The organism is Palleronia sediminis (genome assembly GCF_004358695.1).
Taxonomy (GTDB): Bacteria; Pseudomonadota; Alphaproteobacteria; order Rhodobacterales; family Rhodobacteraceae; genus Palleronia; species Palleronia sediminis.
Window position 1 is genome coordinate 56205 of the sequence record NZ_SNAA01000007.1, and the last position, 25166, is coordinate 81370.

Consider the following 25166-nt stretch of genomic DNA (forward strand, 5'->3'; position numbering starts at 1 on the left):
AAAATGCGGACCATCTGTCCGCCACCGCCGCACGGGGGCGCGGCTCAGACGAATCGACAGGGACCGACAACCACATGCCGTTCACCACCATGACGCGGGCCGCGGCCGCCGCGCTCTTTGCCGTGACCCTTGTGCCCGGTGCCGGGGGCGCCCGCGCGCAGGAGGCGCCGCGCGTGGCGGCGGCCGCGCCGGGCGAGGTCTGGCTCCAGATCGCCGCCCGGTCGGGGCAGGAGGCGGCGCTCGAGGATGCGGCGGCGTTCGACGAGACGCTCGACGACGTTCAGAGCTTTCGCATCGGATCGACGGATTTCTATGCCATCGTGCTTGGCCCGTTCAGCCCCGATGAGGCGGCCGCGCGGCGTCGCGAATTGCGGGCGCAGGGCGCGATCCCGGCCGACAGCTTTACCAACGAGGGCGATAGCTATAGCGTCGCGATCTACCCGCCCGCCCCGTCCGAGGCGGCCGAGGTCGCCGCCGCGACGATCCCCGCGGCCGAGCCGGAGCCCGTGGTTGAGGCAGAGCCGGAGCCCGCGCCCGTGGCAGAGCCGGAGCCCGAGCCCGAGCCGCTGCCCGAGCCGGAACCGGACGAGACCCCGGCCGAGGCCCGCCAGTCGGAATCCGAGCTGACGCGCGAGGAACGCGATGCGCTCCAGATCGCGCTGCAATGGGCGGGGTTCTACCAGTCGCGCATCGACGGCGCGTTCGGGCGCGGCACCCGTGCCGCGATGCGCGCATGGCAGGACGCCAACGGGTACGAGCCGACCGGCATCCTGACCACCCGCCAGCGCGCGGCGCTCATCGACAGCTACAACGCCGTTCTCGACGGGATCGGGGTCGCGCCGGTGACGGACCGCGCCGCCGGGATCACGGTCGACATGCCGACCGACCTCGTGGCCTTTGCCCGCCACGCCCCGCCCTTTGCCCATTACGACGCCCGCCGCGAGGGCGATCCGTTCCGCGTCCTGCTCATCAGCCAGGCCGGGGGGCGCGAGGATCTCAACGCGCTCTACAACGTCATGCAGACGCTCGAGATCGTCCCCCCCGAGGGCGAGCGCGAGCTGCGCGCCGAGGGATTCACCCTGGTCGGCCGCGACGGGGATATCGTCTCGCACACGCAGGCGCAGCTCAGGAACGGGCATATCAAGGGGTTCACCCTGATCTGGCCCGAGGGCGACGAGGATCGGCGCACCCGCCTGCTCGACCGGATGCGCCAGAGTTTTGCCGTCGATACCGACGAGGTGCTGACCGCCGCCGCCGCCGAGCCGTCCGAAGAGCAAAGCGTCGACCTGCTGGCCGGGCTGCGCATCCGCAGCCCCGAGGTCACGCGCTCGGGGTTCTACGTCACGCGGCGCGGCGATATCGTGACCACGGCCGACGCGGTAGCCGATTGCCGCGAGATCACGCTCGACGATGCGATCGAGGCGACGGTTGCTGCCCGCGACGAGGCGTTGGGCCTCGCGCTCCTGACGCCGGGGCAGGCGCTCGCCCCCCGTGCCCATGCCCGCTTTGCCTTGGCCGCGCCGCTCCTGGGCAGCGAGGCGATCCTCGCCGGGTTCTCCTTTGGCGGAATGCTGGGCGCGCCCTCGCTCACCTATGGCGAGGTGTCGGACATGCGCGGGCTGGACGGCGATGCGCGGCTCGACCGCTATACGCTGGACGCGCAGCCCGGCGATGCGGGCGGGCCGGTGCTCGACCCCGCGGGCAATGTGCTGGGCGCCCTTCTCAGCGATCCGGTCGAGGGCCGCACCCTGCCGCAGGACGTGGCATTCGCCGCGGATGCCGAGGTCGTCGTCGCCTTTCTCGAGGCCAACGGCATCACGGCCGATACCGCGCGGTCGACGGGCGATCCCATCGCGCGCGGCCTGCTCGAAACCCGCGCTACCGACATGACGGTGCTGGTGGGCTGCTGGCGCTAGCGCGCCGCGCGTCTCAGGGACCGAGGGCCGCGCAAAGCGGCGTGTCCGCGTCGCGCAGGGCATCGACGATGTCGAAATGATGCCGCCCCGGCGCGACATGCACCGGCGCGTCCCAGGCATCGCCGAGGATTCGCGCCTGCCACAAGAAGGCCGGCAATTCGTCGCCGCCCACGTGGATCTCGACCGGGGCGGGATGGGCGCGCGTCAGCAGCACGGGGCTTTCGGTCCGCGCCTCGTTGGCGGTCAGGCGCAGATCGTCGTTCATCGCCAGCCCCAGCAGCGGCCGCAGATCGCTGACCGGCGAGATCGGGACGATCCGCGCGATCCGCTCGGAGACATGGCTGGACAGCATCACGTCGGCCGCCGCCTGCCGCGCCACGAGATGCCCGCCCGCCGAATGGCCGGCGAGCACGATGGGCAGGTCCGGCACATGATCGGCCGCCGCCGCGATGGCCAGCCGGATCTGTAGCGTCAGCCGCGAGATCCGCGCCTCGGGGGCGAGCGTGTAGGACGGCATCGCCACGGCCACGCCGCGCGCCAGCGGACCGGCGGCGAGATGCGAGAAATCGCTGCGGTCGCGGCTGCGCCAATAGCCGCCATGCACGAAAACGGCGAGCCCCCTCGGCGGCCCCTCGGGCAGGAACAGGTCGAACCGCTCGCGCTCGGTCGCGCCATAGCGCAGGCCGGTCCGCGCCCGCGCGCCGAGGCTTGTGCGAAACCGCGCGGCCTCCTCGGGCCATGACGCGGCCAGAGCCCCCGAGGACGGGACCGCCCCGCTATTGTCGTAGTCGGCATCCGTTGCCGACTGCTCGGCTGCCGGGGCATCGGTCATTGCACGCACTCCGCTTCTTTGGCCTACAGTGGCGGGCAGAACCGACAAGCGCAAGAAACTGGGGATATTCCATGCTCGACCGAACCGACCTCGCCGCGCTGCTGCGCGATCCCGACCTGCTCACGGGGCGCGCCTATCTCGCCGGAGACTGGGCCGACGCCGCATCGGGCCAAACCTTCGAGGTGCGCAACCCCGCCCGCGGCGATGTGCTGATGCAGGTCGCCGACCTGTCGCGCGCCGAGGTCGCGCGCGCCATCGACGCCGCCCACGATGCGCAAAAGGCCTGGGCGGCGCGCACCGCCAAGGACCGCGCGCAGGTGCTGCGGCGCTGGTTCGAGCTGTTGATGGAGCATCGCGAGGACCTGGGCCGCATCCTGACGGCCGAGCAGGGCAAGCCCCTCGCCGAGGCCGAGGGCGAAGTCGCCTATGGCGCGTCCTTCGTCGAGTGGTTCGCCGAAGAGGCCAAGCGCGTCTATGGCGACACGATCCCCGGCCATGCACCCGACAAGCGCATCCAGGTCATCCGCCAGCCCATCGGGGTCGCGGCGGCCATCACGCCTTGGAACTTTCCCAACGCGATGATCACCCGCAAGGCCGGCCCGGCGCTGGCCGCGGGCTGCGCCTTTGTCGTGCGCCCCGCCTCGCTCACGCCGCTGTCGGCACTGGCGCTGGGGGTGCTGGCCGACCGGGCGGGCATCCCCAAGGGCGTTTTCTCGGTCCTGCCGTCGAGCGACAGTTCGGGGGTCGGGCAGGAGTTCTGCGAGAACCCCAAGGTTGCCAAGATCACCTTTACCGGCTCGACCGAGGTGGGCCGCATCCTGCTGCGCCAGTCGGCCGACCAGATCAAGAAATGCTCGATGGAGCTGGGCGGCAACGCGCCCTTCATCGTGTTCGACGACGCCGATCTCGACGATGCCGTCGAGGGCGCCATCGCCTGCAAGTTCCGCAATGCCGGGCAGACCTGCGTCTGCGCCAATCGGATCTACGTGCAGGCCGGGGTCTATAACGCCTTTGCCGACAAGCTGCAGGCGCGGCTGGCGCGGATGTCGGTGGGCGACGGGCTCGAGGAGGGGACCGATTTCGGGCCGCTCATCGACATGGCCGCGGTCGAAAAGGTCGAGGCCCATATCGCCGACGCCCGCGACAAGGGGGCCGAGGTGGTCATGGGCGGCGCGCGTCACGACAAGGGCGGGTCGTTCTTTCAGCCCACCGTCGTCACCGGCGCGACGCAGGACATGGCCTTTGCGACCGAAGAGACCTTTGGCCCGCTGGCCCCGCTTTTCCGTTTCGACACCGAGGAAGAGGCGATCGCGCTGGCCAATGACACGATCTTTGGCCTCGCCTCGTATTTCTACGCCAACGACCTGAGCCGCGTGACCCGCGTCTCGGAGGCGCTGGAATACGGGATCGTCGGGGTGAATACGGGACTGATCTCGACCGAGGTGGCGCCGTTCGGCGGGGTCAAGCAGTCGGGGCTGGGGCGCGAGGGGTCGCGCTATGGCATCGACGAGTTTCTCGAGATGAAATACGTCTGCCTGTCGGTCAAGCCCGAGGCCTGAGCGGCCGCGCCGACATGAAAAGGCCGCCCCGAAGGGGGCGGCCCCGGCGTCACGGTCGGGTCGTCAGGCGGCCTGGTGCTCGACCGCCTTGGTGTCGGCGGTCGTGCCCGCGATGGCGATGCGGCGCGGTTTCAGCGCCTCGGGCACCTCGCGCACCAGTTCGATCACCAGCATCCCGTTCTCGTGGCGCGCGGCCTCGACGCGGACATGGGCGGCCAGGTGGAACCGCCGCTCGAACGCTCGGGTGGCGATGCCGCGATGCAGGAAGGTACGGTCCGCGGTCTCGTCCTCGGACTTGCGGGCGGTCACGATCAGCGCATTCTCGCGCTGTTCGACCGACAGCTCTTCGGGGGTGAAACCCGCGACCGCGATCTCGATGGCATAGGCATCGTCGCCGGTCTTGGCGATATTATAGGGCGGATAGGTCTGCCCGCCGCCCGGCTCGGACATCACGCGGTCGAGCATGTCGGCCATCTGGTCGAAACCGACGCTGGCACGGTAAAGCGGGGCAAGGTCGAAACGTCTCATGGGGTCATCCTTTTCTAAGCGACAACTATGATGGCCCTCCCGCGAGGGACGGGCCGGTTCCGGGCCCCGAAGGCACCCGGATACCCGCAGAGATGGGAACCCGGACCGGACCCGTCAAGAGGCCCGGGCGCCGGAAATAAAGTCAGGGTTTCAGGAACTTGCCCGGCCCCTCGGCGCGCGCATCGCTCGATGACAGGCGGCGGATGCCCGGAAGCGCGCGGTGGAACACCCCGTCCGAGGCCGCGAAACTGTCGAGCATTTCGGCCACGGGTGCGCGCAGGTCGGTGCCGATCGAGATCCGCTGCCCATCGGCATTGGCCATGGCCGAAACGACCGACACGACGCGCAGCGTCCCGTCGCCGCCCGGTTGCAGCACCGGCGCGCCGGAGGTGCCGAAATCGGCCTCGCACGACATGAGAAGCGCCGTGCCGCGCCGCTCGATGACATGGCAGGTTTCCTGAAGCGAGGGCCGCCCGGCGCGGTCGTGGGCATAGGACACCACGCCCACCTCGGCCCCCGCCCCGATGCCGCCGCCAAGGCCCACGGGCGGGATCAGCGCGGGGTCGACCGGCAGGTCGAGTTCGACCAGCGCCACGTCGCGCGCGAGGATCGACAGCCCCGAATCGCCGTAGGCATAGCCCTCGGCCACGACGATGCGGCGGCCCGTGCGATACGCCTCGGCCCGGCCGTCGCGCCAGCCCGCGCGAAAGACGGCATCCGTCGCGTCATGCAGGGTTCCGTCGCGGCGATGGACGCAATGGGCCGCGGTCAGCACGGCGCGCGGCGCGATCAGCGTCGCGGTGCAGAACTTGCCATCCCCGAAATCGAGCCGCCCGACCGCGCGGAACGGACGGCTGTCATCGCCAGAGACAAGCGCGCGCAGGCCGCTTTCCCCGGCGATGGACTGCCCGGCAAGCAGCCCCATGAACAGTGCAAGGGCCAACAGTTTCGCGATCACGCGCATGGGCGATTCCCCGGATATTCGTCGCGCATCAGCAATGGCCGCCATGCGCGGCAGGAATAGGGCGCGATCCTATCCTTCGCGCGGCATTTCGCCGACCGCCGCGCGGCCGAGCTTGGCCGGGCGCGGCCCGCCCGTCGCCCAATCCAGCAGCTCGACGGTATGCACGACCGGGATGGGGGTGCCGCTCGCGATCTGCATCATGCACCCGATATTGCCGGCGGCGATGATGTCGGGGGTTTTCGCCTCGAGCGTGCGGACCTTGCGCGCCTTGAGCTGCCCCGAGATGACGGGCTGCATCAGGTTGTAGGTGCCCGCCGATCCGCAGCACAGGTGGCTGTCGGCGGGCTCGACCACCTCGAACCCCGCCGCGGCGAGCAGACGCTTGGGTGACGCCTTGACCTTTTGCCCGTGCTGGAGCGAGCAGGCCGCGTGATAGGCGACCCTCAGCCCCGGGGGCCCCGCCGCGCCGGGCACGGGCCGGGCCGCATCGACCCCCGCGATGCCCGCGCGGGCGGGCTGTGGGGCGGGCGCCGGGGCCTCGGGCATCAGCTCGGCCAGCACCTCGGTCACGTCGCGCGCGATCGCGGCCACCCGCGCGGCGTCGCGGGCCAGCGGGGTCGTGCGGAACATATGACCGTAATCCTTGACCGTGGTGCCGCAGCCGCTGGTGTTGATGACGATGGCATCCAGCCCGCCCGCGTCCATCTCGCGCATATAGGCGCGGATGTTGCGCGCGGCGGTGCGATGCGCGTCGGCGGTCTTGCCCATGTGATGGGTCAGCGCGCCGCAGCAGCCCGCGCCCTCGGCGACGACCACCTCGACGCCGAGGCGGCGCAGCAGGCGCAGGGTCGCATCGTTGATATCGGTGTCGAGCGCGCGCTGCGCGCAGCCCGTCATCAGCGCCACGCGCATCCGGCGGGGGCCCTCGGCGGGAAAGACCTGAGGTCGGTCGTTGGGGCTTGCGGCGGGGATGCGGTCGGGCGCCATGTCGAGCATCGCGCGCAACCGCGGGTCGGGCATGAACCGCGCCAGCGAGCGGCCGGCCCGCGCGGCGCGCAGGGCCAGCCGGAACCGCCCCGGATGGGGCAGGATCCGCGCCAGCATCCAGCGCAGCGCCCGGTCGCGCCAGGGCCGTTCGTGATGTTCCTCGATATAGGCGCGCGCGTGGTCGACGAGGTGCATGTAATGCACCCCCGAGGGGCAGGTCGTCATGCAGGCGAGGCAGGACAGGCAGCGGTCGATATGCATGACGGTCGCGGCCTCGGGCACCCGCGCATTCTCGAGCATGTCCTTGATGAGGTAGATCCGCCCGCGCGGGCTGTCCAACTCGTCGCCGAGCACCTGGTAGGTCGGGCAGGTCGCGGTGCAGAACCCGCAATGCACGCAGGCGCGCAGGATCTCGTTGCTTCGCCGCGTATCGGGGTCGGCAAGCTGTTCGGGCGTGAAATCGGTCTGCACGGGGCGGCTCTCCGAAAGGGGTCAGGCGGCGGCGCGGAACAGGCCGCGCGGATCGAACCGGGATTTCAGCCCCGCGGTGAGCGCGCCGACCGGGGCCGGCTCGGGATGCAGCGTGCCGAGGCGGTCATGCGTGGCGGGCGAGGCGCGGACCAGCGTCGCGTGGCCTTCGAGCCCCGGCAGGTCGGCGCGCAGGTCGTGGCCTCGGGGCGTCTCGGCCCAGATCAGCCCGCCGCCCCAATCCATGCGCCACCGCCCCGGCAGGCGCGCAGCGACCCCGGCGGCGCGCGATGGCCGGACCGAGATGCGCCACAGATCGCCCGCGCCGCCCACGAAATCGGCCGCATCCCGCAATCGCGGCCAGAGTTCGGCATCGGCGTCGCGGTCCCACGCGCCCCAGCCCGACAGGGCGGCGGCCAGCCGGTCGGCGCGCGCCGCGACCGACGCCTCGAACCCCTCGAGCCGCAGCCACGTCGCGCCGAGCGCGGGATCGTGGGCCGCGCCCGTCACCTCGAACGGCGTGCCGAGCGCCGCGCTCATCGCGGCGACGGCGCGCTCGGGCGACAGGCCGCTCGCACGCAGGGTGAGCGCGGTCTCGGGGCATGGCAGCGTCTTGAAGCTCACCTCGGTCAGGACGCCCAGCATGCCCCGGCTTCCGGCCATGAGCTTGACGAGATCGTAGCCCGTGACGTTCTTCATCACGCGGCCCCCGTTCGACACGATCATGCCGGTGCCGTCGACCAGCCGCACCCCGATGAGAGAATCGCGGCAGGCTCCCGCCACCATGCGCCGCGGCCCCGAGGCGTTGGTCGCCACCACACCGCCGATGGTCGAGACGCCGTCCCGGCCCAGGACCGCCGCCATCGAGGGCGGCTCGAAGGCGAGGCGCTGCCCCTCGTCCGCGAGGGCGCGGTCGATCTCGGCCATGGGGGTGCCCGCCCGCGCCACCAGCGTCAGCGCGCCGGGCTCGTAGAGCGTGATCCCCGTCAGCCCCGCGGTCGACAGGCGGGCGCGGCCCGCCACGGCGGCGCGCGTGTCCCCGCCCCGCGGCACGAGCGGCCCGTCGCCCGCCCGCAGCATCGCGGCAAGCTCGTCCTCCGAGCGGGGCTCGATCATCTCCATCCCTGTCGTCATCCTTTCGGCCCGCTCGGTCCCGCCCTATTCCGCCGCCAGCGCGCGACGCGAGGCGCTGGCCGCGAGCGGAAAGACCTTGGCGGGGTTCAGCAGCCAATCGGGGTCGAACACGTCCTTGACCCGCATCTGCGCCTCGAGATCGTCGCCGGTGAACTGCGCCGTCATCAGGTCGCGCTTTTCGATGCCGACGCCGTGCTCGCCCGTCAGGCAGCCGCCCGCCTCGACGCAGAGCCGCAGGATATCGGCGCCCAGATCCTCGGCCTTGGCGAGATCGCCGGGGCGGTTGGCGTCATAGAGGATCAGCGGGTGCATGTTGCCGTCGCCCGCATGGAACACGTTGGCGACCTTGAGCCCGTAGCTTTCCGCAAGCTCGGCGGTGCCGCGCAGCACGCGGGGCAGTTCGCTGACCGGGATCGTGCCGTCGAGACAGATGTAATCGGCCATCTGCCCCATCGCGCCAAAGGCCGACTTCCGCCCCAGCCAGATCCGCGCGCTTTCCTCGGGCGACCCGCTCTGGCGCAGCTCGACGGGGTCGTGGCGGCGCGCGATGGCGCAGATCAGTTCGAGCTGTTGGTCGATCTCGGCCTCGGCACCCTCGACCTCGACGATAAGCAGCGCCTCGCAATCGGGGTAGCCCGCGCCCGAAAACGCATCGGTCGCGCGGATGCAGGGGCGGTCCATGAACTCGATCGCCACGGGCAGGACGCCGGCGCGGATGATATCGGCGACGCAGGCGCCCGCCACCTCGAGGCTGTCGAAACCGATCAGCACGGGGCGCGCGCCCTCGGGTTTGGGCAGGATGCGCAGCGTCGCCTCGGTGACGAGCCCGAGCTGCCCTTCGGAGCCGCAGACCAGCCCCAGCAGATCGAGACCGGCGGCATCCATGTGCCCCCCGCCCAGCTCGACCACGGTGCCGTCCATCTGCACCAGCGTCACACCCAGGAGGTTGTTCGTCGTGACCCCGTATTTCAGGCAGTGCGCCCCGCCCGAGTTCATGGCGATATTGCCCGCGATGGCGCAGGCAAGCTGCGACGACGGGTCGGGCGCGTAGAAGAACCCGTCCTCCTCGACCGCGCCCGTCACCGACAGGTTCGTGCGCCCCGTCTGCACCCGGATCAGGCGGTCGTCATGGCTGGTCTCCAGCACCTCGGTCATGCGCGCGACGCCGATCACCACGCTGTCGGCGGTGGGCAGCGATCCGCCCGCCAGAGAGGTGCCCGCCCCGCGCGGCACGACCGGCACGCGGGCGGCGTGGCAGATCGCCATGACGGCGCTCACCTCTTCGGTGGTCGAGGGCAGCACCACGGCAAGCGGCGGACAGCGATAGGCCGTCAGCGCGTCGCATTCATAGGCCCGCAGTTCCTCGGGGGCATGGATCAGCGCGTCCTTGCCCACCACCGCGGACAGGCGGCGCACGATATCGGCCTTGGCCGAGATCACGCGGGCATCGGGGTCGGGCATCTCCATGACGCATCCTCCGTCGGGTGCGCGATGGTGCGCGGGGTGCGGCGGGAAATCAAGCCGCGGCCCCGCGATCCGGCCCCGTCTGGCCGCGCCGGGGCCGCAGCCCTATCATGCGCGGCCATGACCTATACCCACGCCTTCGACGCCTTTGCCGCCGCCGACCTCGCCGCCGTCGCCTTTCTGCTCGTCTCGGTCTGGGGCATCGGCTGGCGGATCGACCGCGAGGGCGCGCGACGCCCCTCGGTCACGGTGCTGATGATGCGCTACAGGCGGGAATGGATGACCGAGATGCTGACCCGCGATCCGAGGGTGTTCGACGCCTCGATCATCGGGATCCTGCGGCAAAGCACGGCCTTCTTCGCCTCGACCAGCGTCATCGCCATCGGCGGCGTGCTGGCGCTGATCGGCAATGCCGAGCGGATCGACATGGTGGCGACCGAGCTGGGCGAGCGCAATTCCGGCACGCTGGTCTGGCAGATCAAGCTCGCCCTCGTCGCGGCGCTGCTGACCAGCGGGTTCCTGCGCTTCGTCTGGTCGAGCCGCCTCTACGGCTATTGCGCCGTGGTCATGGCGGCCGCGCCCAACGATCCCGCCGCGCCCAATGCGCCCATCCGCGCAAGCCAGGCGGCCGAGATCAACATCCGCGCGGCCTCGAACTTCAACCGCGGGCTGCGGTACATGTATTTCGCGCTGGCGGCGCTGGCATGGCTTGTCGGACCCGCGGCGCTGGGGGCGGCCACGGCGGTCACGCTCTGGGTGATCTGGTCGCGCGAATTCGCGTCCAAGCCGCACACGATCCTCGACCTGCCGCCCGACGCCACGCCCTAGCGGCGCCCCTCGCGCAGCCACGCCCCGACCGCCAGCAGCGCCGAGAGCAGCAGGAACACCCAGGCCGGCACCAGCGGATGCGCGGTGATGTCGGCAGTGACGAATGCCTGCCGCGGCGTGATGCCGATCCAGCCGCGCCCGGCGGCGGGGCGCCCCTCGCGCACCGCGCGCAGTTCGGGCAGCCCGTCCTCGATGCGGCGAATGCCGCCCCCGGTGGACTCGATCGCGGGGGCGAGCGTCTCGCCGCTGGCCACCGTGCGCTCGAACTCGCGCGGGGCCGAGGGGCCGAGTGCGATCACCGTCTCCTCATCGCCCTCGGTCAGGCGGTAAAGCCCGATCTCGGGACCCGTCACCGTCGCCTGGAACCGGCCCGGCGACACCTCTTCGAGCGGCACCAGCGACACCGTGCCGTCGGGCGCCTCGAGCGTGACGTCGCCCGCCGCCCCCGAAAGCGTGCGGCGCGTGATCGTCATCTCCTGGCCCTGCGCGGTCGCGGTCAGCGCCTCTTCCTCGAGCTCGGGCTCCTTCATGGTCCAATGCGCGAGACGGCGCAAAAGCTCGAGCTGAGGCCCCCCGCCCTCGAAGCCGCGCGACCAGAGCCAGGCCTGGTCCGACCCCAGAAGCGCGACGCGCCCCTCGCCCACCCGGTCGAGCACCAGAAGCGGCCCGCCCTCGGCGCCGGTCATCGCGACCTGCCCCCCGGTGGCCACCAGCTCGATCTGGCGCAGCCAGCGGCCCCAATCGGCCTCGCCCTCGGCCGGGCCCGCGCCCGACAGCCCCTCGGTGACGGGATGGCGGCGCCCGATCTCGGTCAGTTCGGGGCGGAACGCCTGCTCGATGATGCGCGAGGTCGGCGCGGCGGGCAGGATATCGCCCAAGGGCGAGCGGTAGAGCGACGCGGCCGAGGCGAAATCGGGCCCCGCCGCGATCAGCAGCGCGCCGCCCGCCTCGACATAGTTGCGCACGTTCTCGAGATAGAGCGACGGCAGGATGCCGCGCCGCTGGTAGCGGTCGAAGATGATGAGATCGAACTCGTCGACCTTGTCGAGAAACAGCTCGCGCGTGGGAAAGGCGATCAGCGACAGCTCGGACACCGGAACGCCGTCCTGCTTTTCGGGCGGACGCAGGATGGTGAAATGCACGAGATCGACGCTGGCATCCGATTTCAACAGGTTGCGCCAGGTCCGCTCGCCCGGATGCGGCTCGCCCGAGACGAGCAGCACCCGCAACCGGTCGCGCACGCCGTTGATCGTGACCACGGCGCTGTTGTTGCGGTCGGTCAGCTCGGTCTCGGGGGCGGGGACGTGGAACTGTACCACGTTGCGCCCGCCATGGGGCAGCGTGAGGGGCAGTTCGAGCTCCTCGTTCGCGGGCACGGTAAAGCTGCGCGCGGGGCCGCCATCGACCGAGATCTCGAGCGGCACCTCGCCGCCCTGCCCCTCGGGCACCGCGCCCTGAAGCTCGACCTTGAGCCGGATCTGCGTCTCTTCGCCGAGGATCGCAAAGGCCGGGGCCGAAGTGATCTCGAGCCGGCGGTCCCAATCCTCGGCCTGCCCGGTCAGCAGCAGGTGCAGCGGCGCGGGCAGGTCGGGCGCGCGGTCGATATCGTGCAGCCGCCCGTCCGAGATCAGCACCGCCCCGGCGATCCGGCCCGCGGGCTCTTCGGCCATGGCCTCGGCCAGCGCGGTCATCAGCAGGCTTCCCGCATCCTCGGCCCCGTCGCCCATGCGCACCACGCGCAGCTCGGTATTGCCCAACGCGGCGACCTCGGCCTCGAGCCGGTCGAGCGCCTCGGCCGATTGCTCCGCGCGGCCCGCGATCCGCTGCGAAGCGCTTTCGTCGATCACGGCGATGACGATATCGCTCAGCCCCTCTCGATCCTCGCGCTGCAACGACGGGCCGGACAGCGCCGCGATCAGCGCCACCGCCGCCAGCCCGCGCAGCCACCAGCCCGCGCCACCCCGCCAGGCCGACAACGCGACCACGACCAGCGACAGTGCCGCCAGAACGGCCACGATTGCCCAGGGCACCAGCGGGTCGAAGATCACCGTTTCGGTCACGACTGCCTCATCTTCTCTTTCCCAAATACCCCTGCCCGGCCGGACAGGGGCGCCGCGCGCCGCCTATTGGCCCAGCCGGTCCAGCAGCGCCGGCACATGCACCTGGTCGGATTTGTAGTTGCCGGTCAGCACGTGCATCACGAGGTTGACGCCAAAGCGATAGGCGATCTCGCGCTGGCGCTCGCCGCCGAAACCCCGCCCCACCGGGAACAGCGGGCGGCGGTTCTCGTCCACCGCCCAGGCCGCGGCCCAATCGTTGCCGCCGATGACCACGGGCGTCACGTTGTCGTTGAGATCACGAAAGGGCATCCCCTCAACCGCCTCGGCATCGGGGGGCGCGGCCTCGACCCAGACATCGTTGCCGGCGAAACGGCCGGGGAAATCCTGAAGCAGGTAGAAGGTCCGCGTCAGGACGTGATCCTCGGGCACCGGCTCGAGCGGCGGGATATCCAGCGGCCGGGCCAGCTCCTGCAGCTTGCGTCCCGCGGGAGAACCCTGCCCGAACCGCGCCACATCGGCGTCGCGCGTGTCGAACAGGATCATCCCGCCCGACCGCAGATAGGCGTTGAGCCGCGCATAGGCCGCATCCGAGGGCTGCGCCTGGTCGGGGCTGACGGGCCAGTAGAGGAACGGAAAGAACGCCAGCTCGTCGCGTTCGAGGTCGATGCCCATGGGGTCCGCGGGCTCGACCGCGGTGCGCGCGAAAAGCGCGTCGCCGAGCCCCCTGAGGCCGGCCTCGGCGATGCGGTCGATCTCGGCATTGCCGGTCAGCACATGGGCCAGCACCGTCTCCGAGGTCGCGGCCAGCGCGAATGCCTCGTCGGTCTCTGCCTGCGGATCGCCCTGCTGCGCCCGCGCCGTCCCGCCCGGCAGGGCGAGCGCCAGCCCCAGCGCCATCGCCAGCATCGGAGCGACGCGCATCGCGCCGCCACGCGACAGCCGCCCCCCGATCCAGAGCGAGGCGATCGCGTCCACCGCCAGCAGGGCCGCGGCCAGGGCCAGCAGCCACCCCTTGAGCGGGCGTTCGCGCGTCACCGCCAGCCCCTCGACCGGGACGCCCGCGGGCCAGACGGCGGGGGCCAGCGCGGTGTCGGGGCCGATCACGTTGAGCGCGACGCGGCGATCCTCGCCCGCGTAGAGGCCCGGCGGCGTCGCCGGCGCGGGGGCGGCCGCGGCCAGCGTCTCGCCCGGCACGCCGGGCAGGTTGCCGGCCTCCTCGATCCGTCCGAAGGCCGTCAGCCGGTCCGAGATGCGCCATGTCGTGCCCGCCAGCTCGGCTGCCTCGGGGCGGGCGGCGCGGGTCGAGACGGCCAGCCGTTCGAGCATCTGCACGAACAGCCCCGACAGCGGCAACGATGACCATTCGGCATTGGCGGTGACGTGGAACAGCACCACCTGCCCCTCGCCCAGCGGCTTGCGCGTGACCAGCGGCGTGCCGTCGGTGAGCGAGGCGATGGTGCGCTCGGACAGCTGCGGATCGGGCTGCGCCATGACCTGCGCCGTCACCTGCACGTCGTCGGGCACCTCGAGCCCGGCAAAGGGCGATCCGTCGCGAAAGGCGCGCAGCGCCTTGGGCTCGCCCCAGCTCATCGCGCCGCCGACCGACCGCCCGCCCGCGCGCAGCCGCACCGGCATCAGCGCGTCCTCGGTGTCGCGGCTGACCTCGCTCGCGGCAAGGCGCGGCCCGGCAAAGCGCACCAGCAGACCGCCGCCCGCGACCCACTCCGCCAGCGCGCGGGCCTGCGCATCGGGCAGCGTGGCGACATCGGCCAGGACGATGGCATCGGGATTGGCGAGGATGACCTCGTCGAGATCGCCGTCGAGGATATCGGCCACGGGCGCCAGCGCCTGTTCGAGATAATGGGTCGGGGCCAGCAGCTCGAGCCCCTCGCGGTCGTCGCGCCCCGCGATCAGCGCGACCTCGCGCCGTTTCAGGGTATCGTCGGTCAGGGTGACGGCCCCGGCCGAGCGGACCCCCTCGACCTCGAAACGGGTGACGCGGTTGCGCAGTTCGGGCGGCAGGTCGAGCGTGACCTCGACCTGCCCCGCGCCATCCTCGAACAGCGCGTCGGCATGGGCCAGTTCACGCTCGATCCCGTTGGGGTCCGGCCCGTGGGCGGCGACGACGATGCCGCGCGAGCCGTCGGTGCGGGCGCGCAGGGCGGTCAGCGCGATGGCGCCGTCCTCGAACCGCGCGGGCGCGAGACCCAGCACGTCGCGCGCCGATTCGAAAACGCGCACCTCGCCGCGTGCCTGCAAGGCCGCCAGCACCGGCGCGCGCCAGTCCTGCGCGGTGCCGTCCGACAGCCAGATCGTGTCGAAATCGCCTTCGAGCCCCTGGGCCCAGCCGGGCGCGTCCTGCGGCTGCCATGGCTGCGGCGCGATACCGGGAAGCTGCCCTTCCCAACTGCGCGGAGCGCGGAACGGCAGATCGCCCGCGGGCGGGTCGGTCAGCGCGACCACGGCGGCGGTGCGGCCGTCGCGCTCGGCCTCGGCCAGGGCCTGCGTGGCCCGGTCGAGCCGCGCGGGCCAGTCGCGCGCATCGGCCCATGTGCCGTCCAGCAGCACGAGAAGCGGCCCGCTGCCCGGCTCGCGCGGATCGGGGTTCAGCACCGGCCCGGCAAAGCCCGCGATCAGCGCGGCGACGGCAAGGCAGCGCAGCGCCAGCAGCCACCAGGGCGTGCGGTCGGCCTGCGCCTCGGCGTCGCGCAGCCCCAGCAGCAGCGCGACCCCCGGAAAGCGGCGGCGGATCGGGGCGGGCGGGATCGCGCGCAGGATCAGCCACAGCACCGGCAACGCGGCGAGCCCCAGCAGCAGCCAGGGCGCGGCAAAGCCCAGGGGCCCCAGCACAAGCATCACGCCACCCTTTCGAGCGCGGCATAAAGCCAGAGCAACGCGGGCGCGGCCGGCTGGCCGGTATGGTGCAGGGTATATTGCCAGCCCGCCGCCGCGCAGAGCGCGCGCAGCGCGTCCTTGCGCGCGGCCAGCCGGTCGAGATAGCGATCGCGCAGATCGCCCGCCTTGAGCGTCTCGTGCCGGATCGAGCCGCCCATCGATTCGAAGATCGTGCGCCCGTCGAAGGGGAACGCCTCTTCGGCGGGGTCGAGCACCTGCACCAGCGCCCCGCTGATGCCGCGATCGGCGGCGGCGGTCAGCGCGTCGCGCAGCCCGTCGATATCGCCCAGGAAATCCGACAGGAACAGCGCCCTTGCGCCCGGCGGGATCTCGCGCGCGTTGGGCACGCCGTATTCGGGCGCGCGGGACAGGTCACGCTCCAGCGCCTGCGCCATCCGCATGAGCTGCACCTCGCCGCCGCGCGGCGGCAACCCGTGATCGTTCAGCCCCACCCGTTCGCCGCCATGGATCAGCAGCACCGATGCGGCCAGCGCGATCTCGGCCGCGCGGTCGGCCTTGCGCGGCAGGCTCGCCCGCGAGGCGAACCGCATGGACTGGCCGGGATCGACCCAGACCGACACCGATTGCGCGGCCTGCCATTCCTTTTGCCGCACGAAATGCGTGTCCGACCGGCCCGACCTGCGCCAGTCGACCGCGCGCAGCTCGTCTCCGGGCTGGGCGGCGCGATATTGCCAGAACTCGTCCCCCTGCCCCGGCCGCCGCCGCCCGTGGCTGCCCGCGGCCATCGACGCGGCCAGGTGGCGCGCACCCGCCAGAAGCGCCGGGAACGGCGCGGCCAGCGCCTCGGCGCGGCTGCGAAGGGGGGCGATCGCGCTCACGCGGCGTCTTTCGCACCGGCCATCCCGGCCACGGTGGCGTCGATGACGCGGCCCAGATCCTCGCCGCGGGCGCGCGCGGCAAAGCTCAGCGCCATGCGGTGGACCAGCACCGGGCGCGCCATCTCGGCCACGTCCTCGGCATTGGGCGCGAGCCGCCCGTCGAGCAGCGCGCGGGCGCGCACCGTCAGCATGAGCGCCTGCGCCGCGCGGGGGCCGGGGCCCCAGCCGACCGTCTCGCGGACCTGCGGGGTCGCGCTGGGATCGTCGGGACGGCAGGCGCGCACCAGATCGAGGATCATGTCGACGACCCCATCGCCTACCGGCATCCGTCGCAACAGCGCCTGCGCGGCGATCAGGTCGGCGGCGGTAAAGACCTCGTGGGCCTGCGTTTCCTCGGCGCCGGTGGTGGCCAGCAGGATGTCGCGCTCGGTCTCGCGGTCGGGATAGGGCACGTCGATCTGCACGAGGAACCGGTCGAGCTGCGCCTCGGGCAGCGGATAGGTGCCCTCCTGCTCGATGGGGTTCTGCGTGGCGAGGACATGGAACGGCCGGGCAAGGGCATGGGTGCTACCCGCGACCGTCACCGATTTTTCCTGCATCGCCTGCAACAGCGCGGACTGGGTGCGGGGCGAGGCGCGGTTGATCTCGTCGGCCATGAGAAGCTGGCAGAAGATCGGCCCCTCGATGAACTTGAAGGCCCGGCTGCCATCCGCCCCGGTCTCGAGCACCTCGGAGCCGAGGATATCGGCCGGCATCAGGTCGGGCGTGAACTGAACCCTCTTGCCGTCGAGCCCCATCACCGTGCTCAGCGTCTCGACCAGCCGCGTCTTGCCCAGCCCCGGAAGCCCGATCAAGAGCCCGTGCCCCCCGCAAAGCAGCGTCGAGAGCACGAGATCGACCACCCGCGTCTGCCCGATGAAACGCTGCGTGATGCTGGCGCGCGCCTCGGCCAGCCGGTCCCCCAGCGCGTCGATCTGCTCGAGTATCGGGTCGGACATGACAAAGCCTCCGCGCCATCTATGCTGTGGTCCTCAACAGCAGACCTATCGCGGGCGGATGCAATGACAAAGCGCGACGCGCAACACATGGCCGTGAAACCCGACATGGGCGGGCTGGCCGCAAGCGCGCGGGCGGCGGCGAAACCCGGTGCCATTCCGCCGGTCGAGACATGGGATCCGCCCTTTTGCGGCGATATCGACATGCGGATCGCGCGAGACGGGACATGGTTCTACCAGGGCACGCCCATCGGCCGGGCGCCGCTCGTGCGGCTTTTCTCGACCATCCTGCGCCGCGACGGGGACGCCTATTTCCTTGTCACCCCGGCCGAAAAGGTCGGCATCACGGTCGAGGACGCGCCCTTTGTCGCCGTCGATTTCGATCGCGAGGGCGACGCGCTGGTTTTCGTGACCAATGTGGGCGACCGGGCGGCGGCGGGGCCGGACCATCCGATCCGCGTCACGCGCGACGCCGAGACGGGCGAGCCCGCGCCCTATGTGCTCATTCGCCGCAACCTCGAGGCGCTGATCGACCGCAAGAGCTTTTACCGGCTGATCGACGAGGGCGAGACCCGCGCGCATGACGGCGCGCAATGGTTCGGCGTGGCCTCGGGCGGTGCGTTCTTTCCCATCGCCCCGGCCGACGGGCTGGAGTGACCGGGCCGGACGCGGATCACGCGCAGCCGCTGCCGGGGCGTTCCACCTCGAGCGTCGAATGGGCGATGTCGAACCGCGCGCGCAGCGCCTGCTTGACCGCGGCGACGATCTCGGGGGCGCGGGCGGGGTCGGCCACCAGATGCGCCTCGACCGAGACGCGGGCCTCGTCGATCTGCCAGAGATGGACATGGTGCACGTCCTCGACACCCTCGGTCGCGGCGATGGCGCGGCGGACCTCGTCGGTATCGGGCGATTGCGGCGCGGCCAGCATCAGCAGCCGGATCACCGGCGGCAGTTCGCGCCACGCATGCCACAGGATATAGCCCGCGATACCGATGGTGACGATCGGATCGACCAGCCGCCAGTCGTAGAGCAGGATCAGCGTGCCCGCCACGATCACCGCGACCGAGCCCAGCGCATCGGCGAGGTTGTGCAGATAGGCCGCGCGGATGTTCATGCTGCCCTTGGCCAGCCGGATCGTCAGCAGCACCGTCACGAGATCGACGACCAGCGCGACGCCGGCGAGGATGACGACGATCCAGCCCTCGACCGGCGGCGGATCGAAAAGGCGACCGACCCCTTCCCAGACGAGGACGAGCCCGATCACCACCAGCGTTGTGAGATTGACCAGCGCCGCCACGACCTCGGCCCGGCCATAGCCAAAGGTCATCGTGTCATCCGCGGGCCGGCGCGCGATGCGCCGCGCGGCAAAGGCGATGCCCAGCGACAGCGCGTCCGAAAGGTTGTGAACCGCATCCGCGATCAGCGCGATCGAGCCCGACATGAGCCCGCCCGCCACCTGCGCCACGGTCAGGGCGAGGTTGACGCCGACGGCCGCCGCGACCCGCCGGTCGCCCGCATCGGGGTCGATGCCGTGGTGATGTTGGTGCCCGTGATGCGAATGGTCATGCGGCATGGGGATAGACCTTATCCCTCGGCCCGCCCGTGCCAACCCGGTTTAGGCGGCAATCGGAGGGGACTGAGGCCTCCGATTGCCTTCCGAGAGACGCCTCCGACGTCACGCAGCGAGATCGCCACGGGCCGGATAGTCGTTCTCGGTGACGTAATCGACCGCGTCCAGCAACTGCCCGAGATCGGGCCGCGCGAAAGGCACGTTCGATATGTTCGCGAGGTAGAGCTCGCCCCCGGGCCGGATCCAGAAGACCGCGGGCTCGGCGAAAACCTCGGGCTCGGCGTCGGAAATCCCCGACGACATGTAGAGCCCCCAGTCCTCGGCCTGCGCACGGTCGAGATCGTAACCCATCGGAATGTCGTCGAGGCCCCAGTCGTCATAGGCCTGCTGCACCCTCTCGCGCCCCTCCATCGAGACGCAGATCGTCTCGACGCCCTTGTCGACGAAGGCGCCGTAATGACGTTTGAGCGTCTTGAGATAGGACTGGCAGATCGGGCAGTGCAGGCCGCGATAGACGACGACCTGGGTAAAGCGCTCCGGCGACTGCTCGGACAGCCGCCAGCGGGTGCCGATGATGAGCGGCAGGTCGAGCGCGGGCGCCGGCTGGCGCGGAACGGGTGTCTGGGGCATGGGGCCTCCGGTTTTTCGGTGCTGGGTCCACAGCGCGCGAGGCCGCGCAATGTTCCGCATCGCGCCGGGCCGATCCGCACGGCCCGCCCGGCGGTCAGCCCCGGTGGCGCCGGATGCTTCGGTCGAGTCGCCGCCTGAGCCGGCGGCGCTGGAGCCAGCCGCTGACCTGCTCGGTCGAGAACGCCTCGGGGCGGAACATGGTGTCGTCGCCCGTCCCCTCGACCGTGAACCGGCGCCGACCTGCCGCAATCTTGGCCGCGTGACCGGTCGCGGCGGCGACGGTGACGGTCATGCGGCGGATGTCGCCCGCCTCGACCTTGGGGTCGGAATAGGCGGCGAATTGATCGAGCAACCCCCCGAAACTGCCTGCATCCATGAACTCGCCCGTGGGCAGCGGCCCTTCGGTGGTGGACTCGAGCGGGGACCGGGCGCTGTCGCCCGCGTCGAAATCGGCGCGGTTGACGATGATCGCGACCGACCGGGTGTCGGCGGTCTCGAGATCGGCGATGATCGAGGCGATATAGATCGGCTCCGCCCCCATGTTCGACACGAAAAGCCGCGCCGCCCGGCCGGCCTCGATGCTGCGGCTGATGAGGATCATGGGCCGGCGGTTGCGGCTGACCGACGAATGCAGAAGCTGGAGGTAGGCCAGCCAGACAATGGCCGTCAGCGTTGTCAGCGCGACGTTGAGCGGCCCGGAATTGGCGTCGATCCAGTCCAGCACGTGCCCCGGCCCCTCTTGCGGTTCGCGCGGGTCAACGAGGCAGGGGGGCCGTCGGGTCCGCAAAGGCCCGGCCGAACCGCCCGCCGCCTGCCGGGTATGGGTATTTCAGAAAGAGAAGAGGGAAAGGCGCGCCCGACCGGCAAGGCAGGGCGCGCGGCTCAATGCGCCTCGGCCCAGTTGGCGCCCTGCCCCGCATCGACATCGAGCGGCACCGAAAGCTGCACCGCGGGCAGGGCCGCGCCCTCCATCACCTCGCGGGCGGCGGCGATCAGGGCATCCTCGGCGCCCTCGTCGACCTCGAAGAGCAGTTCGTCATGGACCTGCAACAGCATCCGCGCGGGAAGGTCGCCGATCGCGTCCTCCATGCGGATCATCGCGCGGCGGATCACGTCGGCGGCGGTGCCCTGGATGGGGGCGTTGATGGCCGCGCGTTTCGCGAAACCCGCGCCGGGGCCGCGCGCGTCGATCTCGGGGGTGTGGATGCGGCGGCCGAACAGCGTCTCGACCCGGCCATGCGCCTTGGCGAAGGCGGTGGTCTCGGCCATGTAGTCCTTGATGCCGGGGAAGCGCTCGAAATAGCGGTCGATGAAGCCCTGCGCCTCGTCGCGCGGGATCCGCAGGTTGCGCGCCAGCCCGAAGCCCGAAATCCCGTAGATCACGCCGAAATTGATCGCCTTGGCCTGGCGGCGCACGTCGGACGTCATCTCGTCCAAGGGCACGCCGAACATCTCGGACGCGGTGGCGGCATGGATGTCCTGCCCCTCGCGGAAGGCCTGTTTCAGCGCGTCGATCCCGGCGATATGGGCGAGGATGCGCAGCTCGATCTGGGAATAGTCGAGGCTGACCAGTCGTTTGCCCGGCGGCGCGACGAAGGCCTCGCGGATGCGGCGCCCCTCTTCGGAGCGGACGGGGATGTTCTGGAGGTTGGGATCGGTCGAGGCGAGCCGGCCGGTATTGGCCCCGGCGATGGAATAGGAGGTGTGCACGCGCCCCGTCTCGGGGTCGATGTGATCCTGCAGCGCGTCGGTATAGGTCGATTTCAGCTTGCTGACCTGCCGCCAGTCGAGGATGCGCGCGGGCAGGTCGTGTTCGGTCGCGAGATCCTCGAGCACGTCGGCGGGGGTCGCGTATTTGCCCGCCTTGCCCTTCTTGCCGCCGGGCAGGCCCAGCCGGTCGAACAGGATCTCGCCGACCTGCGCGGGCGAGCCCACGTTGAACTTCTCGCCGGCGAGCTCGTGGATTTCCTCTTCGAGCCCGGCCATCTTCTGCGCGAAGCTGCCCGACATGCGGCTCAGCGTATCGCGGTCGACCTGCACGCCCGCCATCTCCATCCGGGCCAGCACCGGGATCAGCGGGCGTTCGAGCGTCTCGTAGACGGTGGTGACGCGCGACCGGTGAAGCTGCGGGCGGAACCGGTCCCAGAGCCGCAGCGTCACGTCGGCATCCTCGGCGGCATAGGACACGGCGCGGCCGATCTCGACCTTGTCGAAGGTCACCTGCGATTTTCCGGTGCCGATCAGATCCTTGATCGGGGTGCAGATATGGCCGAGATAGCGTTCGGCCAGCGCGTCCATCCCGTGCCCGTGCAGCCCGGCATGCAGCGCGTAGCTCAGCAGCATGGTATCGTCGATGGGCGCCATGGCGATGCCGAGCCGGGCGAGGATCTTGAAGTCGTACTTGACGTTCTGCCCGATCTTGAGGACCGACGCGTCCTCGAGCAGCGGCCTGAGCAGCTCGAGCGCGCGCTCCATCGGGATCTGCCCCTCGGCGAGCGCATCGCTGGCAAAGAGATCGGCCTCGGCGTTCTGCTTGTGGGCAAGCGGGACATAGCAGGCCCGGCCGGGTGCCAGCGCCAGCGACACGCCGACGAGAAGCGCCTGCATCTCGTTCAGCGCGGTGGTCTCGGTGTCGATGGCGACGAAGCCCTGCGCGCGGGCGGCGGCGATCCAGTCCGACAGCGCGGCCTCGTCGCGGACCCATTCGTAGCTTTCGGGGAAAGGCGCCTCGGGCGGGGCGGCATCGGCGTCGTCGGCGGCGGGCGCGGCCGTGGCAGCGGGCACGGCGGGGGTCTCGACGCCCAGCCCTTCGGAGACGCGCTTGAGGACGGTGCGGAACTCCATCTCCTTGAGAAAGCCCAGCAGCGTGTCGGGATCGGGCTCGCGCACGGCGAGGCTGTCGAGATCGTAATCCAGCACCATGTCGCAATCGAGCTGGACCAGCGATTTCGACAGGCGGATCTGGTCGGCGAAGTCGATCAGGGTCTGACGCCGCTTGGGCTGCTTGATCTCGTCCGCGCGCGCCAGCAGATCCTCGAGCGTCCCGAACTCGCCCAATAGCTGGGCGGCGGTCTTGACGCCGATGCCGGGGGCGCCCGGCACGTTGTCGACCGAATCCCCGGCCAGCGCCTGCACGTCGACCATCTGTTCGGGGCGGACGCCGAACCTGGCCTCGACCGCCTCGGCGTCGATCACGGTATTCTTCATCGCGTCGAACATCACGACGCCGCCGCCGATGAGCTGCATCAGGTCCTTGTCCGAGCTGATGATCGTGACCTCGCCGCCGGCCTCGCGGGCGCGGCAGGCCAGCGTGGCGATGATGTCGTCGGCCTCGAACCCCTCCTGCTCGAGACAGGCGAGGTTGAAGGCGCGGGTCGCCTCGCGGGTCAGCGGGATCTGGGGACGCAGATCCTCGGGCATGGCCTCGCGGTTGGCCTTGTACTGGTCGTAGAGATGGTTGCGAAAGGTGATCGAGCCCTTGTCGAACACCACCGCCGCATGGGTGGGCGCATCGGCGCCCTTGTTGTCCTGGATCATCTTCCACAGCATGTTGACGAAGCCCGACACGGCGCCCACCGGCATCCCGTCGGATTTCCGCGTGAGCGGCGGCAGCGCATGGAAGGCGCGGAAGATGAAGGCCGATCCGTCGACCAGATGCAGGCGGTGGCCCTTGCCGAATGTCATGGCGCGATCCTCAGGTTTCTGGCCCCGGCATGTGCCACGTTCCGGGCGGCGGGGCCAGCGGCCCGCCCCGGCGCGCTAATGCCCGTCCGCGCCGTCCTTGAGCACGAAGCGCTTGTCGCAATAGCCGCATTCGACCCAGCCGCGTTCCTCGGGGATCTGGAGCCAGACGCGGGGATGGGTCATGCCGCCGTCGCAACTGACGCGGGAGGTGGTCACTTCCTCGGTTTCGGGCGCGTCGAAGACGCCGGTCGGCGGCAGGTCGCCTTCGAGATCGACTGGTTTCTCGGACATCCGTATCCCCTGGGTGCTGGCCCGCGCGGCGCGGACCCGGTCTTGCCCGCCGATAGCGGCCGGCCTAGGTCGGACGCAATGATAAACACCGCCACGGCGGCGACAAGGGCGGGAACCGGGCATGACCGATGACAACGCGATCGAGATCGAGGGGCTCGCCAAGACCTATGCGGGCCGGGGCCGTGAACCGGACAAGCAGGCGCTGAAGGGCATCGACCTGAACATCCCGCGCGGGTCGATCTTTGGCCTGCTGGGGCCGAACGGGGCGGGGAAATCGACACTCATCAACATTCTCGCCGGGCTCGTCGTCAAGAGCGCGGGCAAGGTCAAGATCTGGGGGTTCGACCAGGACGTGAACCCGCGCCAGAGCCGCGCGGCCATCGGCGTGATGCCGCAAGAACTCAACCTCGACCCGTTCTTCAGCCCGCGCGGATCGCTCGACGTGCAGGCCGGGCTCTACGGCGTGCCGAAATCGGAACGGCGCACAGACGAGATCCTCGAGATGATCGGCCTGTCGGACAAGGCCGATGCCTATGCGCGGTCGCTCTCGGGCGGGATGCGGCGGCGGTTGCTGCTGGGCAAGGCGCTGGTCCACGATCCGCAGATCCTCGTGCTGGACGAGCCCACGGCGGGCGTCGACATCGAACTGCGCCAGATGCTGTGGCGCAACGTGCGCAAGCTGAACGAGGAACAGGGCAAGACGATCATCCTGACGACCCATTACCTAGAGGAAGCCGAGGAGATGTGCGACGAGATCGCCATCATCCACCATGGCGAACTGATCGTGCGCGACACCACGCAGAGCCTGCTCAGCCGGATCGACTTCAAGACGCTGGTGATCGTGCCGATGGCCCCGCCCCCCGCCGATCTCGTCCTGCCCAAGGGCGCGACGCTCGAGCGGCGCGACAGCGGACAGCTTGCCATCAGCTATGCGCGCAGCCGCATCAAACCGGGCGAGATCCTCGCCGCCTTGCGCGAGGCGGGCGTCGAGATTGCCGACGTCTCGATCGAGGAGGCCCATCTCGAGGACGTGTTCCTCGACCTCACCCGCAGCACCGCCGCCTGAGCGTCGGAACCGCGGCGCGGCGCAGGGCATTCCCACGGCATGGACCCGTCGAAAGGATGCCCCATGCTCGTGACCCCCTCGATCCGCGAAACCCCGACCGACCGCGCCGACGTCTATGCCTTTCACATCATGGGCGAGGTGTCCGAAGACGACATGGAGGACATGGCCGAACGCATGAACGACGTGTTCGACCGCCACGACAAGGTGTCGATGCTGCTGATCTTCGACCGCTACGAAGGCGCCGAGACCCAGGCGCATTTCGACTGGGACGTGATAAGGAGTCGGCTGCGTTCGGTCACGAAGGTCGAGAAATACGCCGTCGCCAAGGCCCCCGAACGCGCCGGCAAGCTGGTCGAGCGGTTCGGCAAGCTGCTCCCGCTCGAGGCGCGGGCCTTCGACGATGTCGACGCGGCATGGGTCTTTGTCGGCGCACGCCCCGTCCACACCGCCTGAGCG

General features: G+C 70.7%; 21 protein-coding genes. 6 read left to right on the top strand and 15 right to left on the bottom strand.

Annotated features, from left to right (window positions below; genetic code table 11):
- The first annotated feature begins 74 nt into the window (after positions 1-74).
- On the top strand, positions 75-1916 hold the full coding sequence (locus E2L08_RS07895; RefSeq protein WP_240758164.1) for a serine protease: 1842 nt from the start codon (positions 75-77) through the stop codon (positions 1914-1916).
- 13 nt (positions 1917-1929) lie between these two features.
- Here E2L08_RS07895 and E2L08_RS07900 read toward each other — a convergent pair whose 3' ends face one another.
- Entirely contained in the window at positions 1930-2748 is an 819-nt protein-coding gene (locus tag E2L08_RS07900) for a hormone-sensitive lipase (RefSeq protein ID WP_133396527.1), read from the bottom strand.
- Positions 2749-2819: 71 nt separating this feature from the next.
- Here E2L08_RS07900 and E2L08_RS07905 point away from each other — a divergent pair, with 71 nt between their 5' ends.
- Complete coding sequence (locus tag E2L08_RS07905; RefSeq protein ID WP_133396528.1) at positions 2820-4307, top strand: NAD-dependent succinate-semialdehyde dehydrogenase; 1488 nt, start codon at positions 2820-2822, stop codon at positions 4305-4307.
- A 63-nt stretch (positions 4308-4370) separates the two neighbouring features.
- Here E2L08_RS07905 and E2L08_RS07910 read toward each other — a convergent pair whose 3' ends face one another.
- From E2L08_RS07910 to E2L08_RS07930, 5 genes are all read right to left on the bottom strand, one after another.
- Entirely contained in the window at positions 4371-4835 is a 465-nt protein-coding gene (locus E2L08_RS07910) for an Hsp20 family protein (protein ID WP_133396529.1), read from the bottom strand.
- A gap of 142 nt (positions 4836-4977) precedes the next feature.
- Positions 4978-5799: a trypsin-like serine peptidase gene (locus E2L08_RS07915; protein WP_168771085.1), complete on the bottom strand. Its 822-nt coding sequence runs from the start codon at positions 5797-5799 to the stop codon at positions 4978-4980.
- A 69-nt stretch (positions 5800-5868) separates the two neighbouring features.
- Complete coding sequence (gene glcF / locus E2L08_RS07920; protein WP_133396531.1) at positions 5869-7257, bottom strand: glycolate oxidase subunit GlcF; 1389 nt, start codon at positions 7255-7257, stop codon at positions 5869-5871.
- Positions 7258-7278: 21 nt separating this feature from the next.
- Complete coding sequence (locus tag E2L08_RS07925; RefSeq protein WP_206076991.1) at positions 7279-8367, bottom strand: FAD-binding protein; 1089 nt, start codon at positions 8365-8367, stop codon at positions 7279-7281.
- Positions 8368-8412: 45 nt separating this feature from the next.
- Positions 8413-9855 (bottom strand): FAD-linked oxidase C-terminal domain-containing protein, encoded by a 1443-nt coding sequence (locus E2L08_RS07930; RefSeq protein WP_133396532.1) that lies wholly within the window; start codon positions 9853-9855, stop codon positions 8413-8415.
- A gap of 117 nt (positions 9856-9972) precedes the next feature.
- Here E2L08_RS07930 and E2L08_RS07935 point away from each other — a divergent pair, with 117 nt between their 5' ends.
- Positions 9973-10680, top strand: a complete 708-nt coding sequence (locus E2L08_RS07935; RefSeq protein WP_133396533.1) for a DUF599 domain-containing protein — start codon at positions 9973-9975, stop codon at positions 10678-10680.
- On the opposite strand, the gene E2L08_RS07940 is transcribed toward E2L08_RS07935, so the two are convergent.
- The 4 genes from E2L08_RS07940 to E2L08_RS07955 form a co-directional block, all read right to left on the bottom strand.
- Positions 10677-12740, bottom strand: coding sequence for a hypothetical protein (locus E2L08_RS07940; protein WP_133396534.1), 2064 nt, complete (start codon positions 12738-12740; stop codon positions 10677-10679). The two genes, E2L08_RS07935 and E2L08_RS07940, sit on opposite strands and share 4 nt — an antisense overlap.
- Before the next feature lie 63 nt (positions 12741-12803).
- Positions 12804-15596: a DUF4159 domain-containing protein gene (locus E2L08_RS07945; RefSeq protein ID WP_133396535.1), complete on the bottom strand. Its 2793-nt coding sequence runs from the start codon at positions 15594-15596 to the stop codon at positions 12804-12806.
- Positions 15596-16474 carry a DUF58 domain-containing protein gene (locus E2L08_RS07950; protein WP_133396536.1) on the bottom strand — a complete coding sequence of 293 codons (879 nt, stop codon included), beginning with the start codon at positions 16472-16474 and terminating at the stop codon, positions 15596-15598. Before E2L08_RS07950 ends, E2L08_RS07945 begins: the two co-directional genes overlap by 1 nt.
- Positions 16471-17472 carry an AAA family ATPase gene (locus E2L08_RS07955; protein ID WP_133396537.1) on the bottom strand — a complete coding sequence of 334 codons (1002 nt, stop codon included), beginning with the start codon at positions 17470-17472 and terminating at the stop codon, positions 16471-16473. The genes E2L08_RS07950 and E2L08_RS07955 overlap by 4 nt, the downstream gene beginning before the upstream one ends.
- A 63-nt stretch (positions 17473-17535) precedes the next feature.
- On the opposite strand from E2L08_RS07955, the gene E2L08_RS07960 reads away from it, so the two are divergent.
- Complete coding sequence (locus tag E2L08_RS07960; RefSeq protein WP_370450674.1) at positions 17536-18126, top strand: DUF1285 domain-containing protein; 591 nt, start codon at positions 17536-17538, stop codon at positions 18124-18126.
- A 16-nt stretch (positions 18127-18142) separates the two neighbouring features.
- Here E2L08_RS07960 and E2L08_RS07965 read toward each other — a convergent pair whose 3' ends face one another.
- The 5 genes from E2L08_RS07965 to E2L08_RS07985 form a co-directional block, all read right to left on the bottom strand.
- The gene (locus E2L08_RS07965) at positions 18143-19042 is read right to left on the bottom strand and encodes a cation diffusion facilitator family transporter (protein ID WP_133396538.1); all 900 of its coding nucleotides are present in this window, start codon (positions 19040-19042) and stop codon (positions 18143-18145) included.
- 102 nt (positions 19043-19144) lie between these two features.
- A complete protein-coding gene (locus E2L08_RS07970; protein ID WP_133396539.1) occupies positions 19145-19669 on the bottom strand; it encodes a peroxiredoxin-like family protein in 525 nt (174 codons plus the stop codon).
- Between the two features lie 94 nt (positions 19670-19763).
- Entirely contained in the window at positions 19764-20393 is a 630-nt protein-coding gene (locus E2L08_RS07975) for a hypothetical protein (protein WP_133396540.1), read from the bottom strand.
- Positions 20394-20551: 158 nt separating this feature from the next.
- A complete protein-coding gene (gene polA / locus E2L08_RS07980; RefSeq protein WP_133396541.1) occupies positions 20552-23353 on the bottom strand; it encodes a DNA polymerase I in 2802 nt (933 codons plus the stop codon).
- Between the two features lie 75 nt (positions 23354-23428).
- Positions 23429-23644: a zinc-finger domain-containing protein gene (locus tag E2L08_RS07985; protein ID WP_133396542.1), complete on the bottom strand. Its 216-nt coding sequence runs from the start codon at positions 23642-23644 to the stop codon at positions 23429-23431.
- 121 nt (positions 23645-23765) lie between these two features.
- On the opposite strand from E2L08_RS07985, the gene E2L08_RS07990 reads away from it, so the two are divergent.
- Together E2L08_RS07990 and E2L08_RS07995 are read left to right on the top strand one after the other, a co-directional pair.
- The gene (locus E2L08_RS07990; protein ID WP_133396543.1) at positions 23766-24710 is read left to right on the top strand and encodes an ABC transporter ATP-binding protein; all 945 of its coding nucleotides are present in this window, start codon (positions 23766-23768) and stop codon (positions 24708-24710) included.
- A gap of 63 nt (positions 24711-24773) precedes the next feature.
- Complete coding sequence (locus tag E2L08_RS07995; RefSeq protein WP_168771086.1) at positions 24774-25163, top strand: SpoIIAA family protein; 390 nt, start codon at positions 24774-24776, stop codon at positions 25161-25163.
- Positions 25164-25166 lie beyond the last annotated feature (3 nt).